Here is a 2,818-nt window from a genome sequence, read left to right as displayed (position 1 = left end):
CCAGGACGTTGCATGCTGCGTTGTGATCACGCTCATGCACGGCGCCACACCGGCCGCAGGTCCACTCGCGGATGTGCAGGGGTTTGGGGCCGTCCCGGAATCCGCAGGCCGAGCAGAGCTGGGAGGAGGGGAAGGCCCGGTCCACTTTGGTGAAGGTGCGGCCGTGTTTGGCGGCCTTGTACTCCAGCATGCCGACGAAGGCAGCCCATCCCGCGTCATGCACGGACTTGGCCAGCCGGCTGCGCCCGAGACCGGACACCGCAAGGTCTTCCACATACAGTCGGGTAGCCGGAGCGCATTGCTGCGCCCCGGCCCCCTCAGAACCGGACGTGCGACTTTCATCGCATCCGGCTCAAGCAAGCCTCATGGGCTCAACGGGTTCTGCTTTACGGGATCGTGCGCCATCCTTGGCATGGTGCTGTCGATGGCACTCGGCGTGTATGAGTCGTAGGTTCTTGCCCTCGTCCGACCCTCCGTCTCGCCGGTATACGAGATGATGCTTGTGCAGCATCTTCGCGGATGCCGCGAACCAGTTGATCCACTCTCGTGGGCTGTCTGGTTCGTATTCGGCTCCGGCGATGAGCGCCTGTCGGCACAGAGGACAGAGCCCCTTTTGCCGGTATGCCAGGGACAGGCTGCGCTTGTCCATCGGCGGTGGCGTCTTCTTACGACGGCGGTTTGCCCAGTAGCTGACCAGAGATGCATCGTCCGGAGACGCTGTTCCCCTGATCTGGGTGTGTCGCACAATGGCCGTCCAGGCGAACTTGGTGAGGTACATGCCGGTCGCCCGGTCCCCCATCACCCAGTGATCCTGTCGGGCCTTGTTGAATCGGCCGAAGTAGCGTCTACAGACCCACTTCTTCGACTTCTTCGGGTGGGAGCGCTTGGCCCACTTGTAGGTGAGCTTCCACACATACGTGTCCAGAGCCGCGAAAGTGACGCTGGATACTACGGTCCGGTAGTACGCCGACCATCCCCTGATGATGGGTGCCAGCTTACTGATTAGCGCCGCAATGTTGGCCCCCCGGAGGGCCATCACCTCGTCACGGAGCCTTTCCCGGATCTTCCTCACGGCGGCCTTGCTCGGCTTGACCAGCATTTTGTTGCCGTACTTCCGGAGATTGAACCCAAGGAAGTCAAAACCCGTGTCCATGTGGACCACCTGGGTCTTTTCTTCGTTGAAGCTCAGCCCTCTGGGTTCCAGCCATGCGTTAAGCCTGTCCTTCACCTCTAACGCTTCCGCCTTGCTGTGACACAGCACAACAAAGTCGTCGGCGTATCGGATCAAGATCGGGGTACCGTCAGCGGCCACGGGGTCTTGCTTCTTCCCCATGCTTCTGTATCGGCACCCGGCCGCCTCCTCCATTCCTTCCAGTGCGATGTTCAGCAGGACCGGGCTGATCACCCCGCCCTGCGGGGTTCCTTCCTCGGTCGGGGAGAATCGGCCGTTCTCCATGACGCCGGCCTTGAGCCACTGCCGGATGAGTTCCCGTGCCGGAAAGTCTCCGATTGCGGCCATGAGGGTGTCATGGTTGATACGGTCGAACGCCGCTGACAGGTCGGCGTCCAAGACCCACAATCGTTTGGCCTTCTTCTTGGCCGTTGCTGTGTAGATGGCCTCGATCGCGTCGTGGCAGCCCCTCCCTGGGCGGAAGCCGTACGACCTCCGCTCGAAGCGGGCCTCCCACTCGGGCTCCAGCGCATTCTTGACGCGGGCTTGTGTCACCCTGTCACAGATGGTCGGGATTCCGAGCGGTCTCTGCTTCCCATTGCTTTTTGGAATGTACACGCGCTTTACCGGCCTGACTCGGCGGGGCACTGCTGACTCCATCTGAGCCGTCAGTACCGCTCTGTCGCGGGGCGTCAGGGCAACTTCCCCATCAACCCCGGCCGTTTGGCGTCCCTTACTCGCCTGCGTTACCCGCTTCACGCTTACTCGCGTGTTGCTGCGGCTCCGCAGCATGAGCTTTTGCAGGTTGCGGACCCTTTTCATGTCCCCATCCCGCGTCGCCTTGAAGATCCTCTGCCTCAGTCGCCGTACGCTCTCCTCTTCCTTGGCCCAGTCGATCTCGTGCCAATCGGATGAGGTAACGCCCTTCGGTCCGTTCGCCGCTTCGACATCGGCGAGCCCTGCAAGCGGCCTCGCCTCCGTCTCCATGGCGTCCAACTTGCCCTCCGGTACTGGTCTCTTAGCTTTGTTCTTCAATGGCTCACCAGACCCACGTGGGCGCTCTTTCGAGCCGGGCCATCCGGCCCGTATCCGGCGGGTTATATCGGCTCGGCATTGCGCATACCGTTTCCGTCTTCCCCTGGCCTTTCGGCCTACCGGCATCCGCTTCTTGGGTCCTCCTGTTCCCGCTAGGGAATTACGCCTTCCTCACGGTTGGCTTACCAGGCTTTCGCCTGGACCCTGACGGGGTTTCCACGTTCCGCACCAACGAGATGCGACTGGGGTGGGTGCCCCCTTTACCCCGAGGCCGAAGGTGTCCGATCCCCGACAAGCGATCCTCGGGGGTCTTCTGGCGCCTTGCAGCGCCGGGCCTTATGGCTGCCGTTTGCTTTGCCATCGGTGCAGCCTGATAGTCACGAGGCATACGGGGGTTCACTCTCGTTCACCCGTCCAGTCTTCCCCTTGCTTGTTGCCCGGCGATGGCCGCAAGGCTCTTGAGCGTGACCGCCCAGCTTCACACCTCGCCGTTACCAGCGACGCATGTGGGCGTGGGGACGGGCCTGGACACTGGCCCGAGGGGCGTCCTCCTTTCGGTGCGCTTCTGTGCGCCCCTACTCGTACGGTGCGACTTCGTGTCGCACCCGCTTG

At 62.5% G+C, this 2,818-nt stretch carries 1 protein-coding gene and 1 pseudogene; both read right to left on the bottom strand.

From position 1 onward, the window contains the following. Nucleotides 1-280 (bottom strand): annotated as a pseudogene (locus tag AC3EQ1_RS31220) (RNA-guided endonuclease InsQ/TnpB family protein); the annotation flags it as partial. A gap of 72 nt (nucleotides 281-352) precedes the next feature. Further along, entirely contained in the window at nucleotides 353-2,158 is a 1,806-nt protein-coding gene (gene ltrA / locus AC3EQ1_RS31215) for a group II intron reverse transcriptase/maturase (protein WP_488187185.1), read from the bottom strand. Between the last annotated feature and the right edge of the window lie 660 nt (nucleotides 2,159-2,818).

This window comes from Streptomyces sp. bgisy100, from assembly GCF_057709105.1.
The sequence above is the reverse complement of the archived record's forward strand: the minus strand, read 5'-3'. Positions and strand labels throughout refer to the sequence as shown.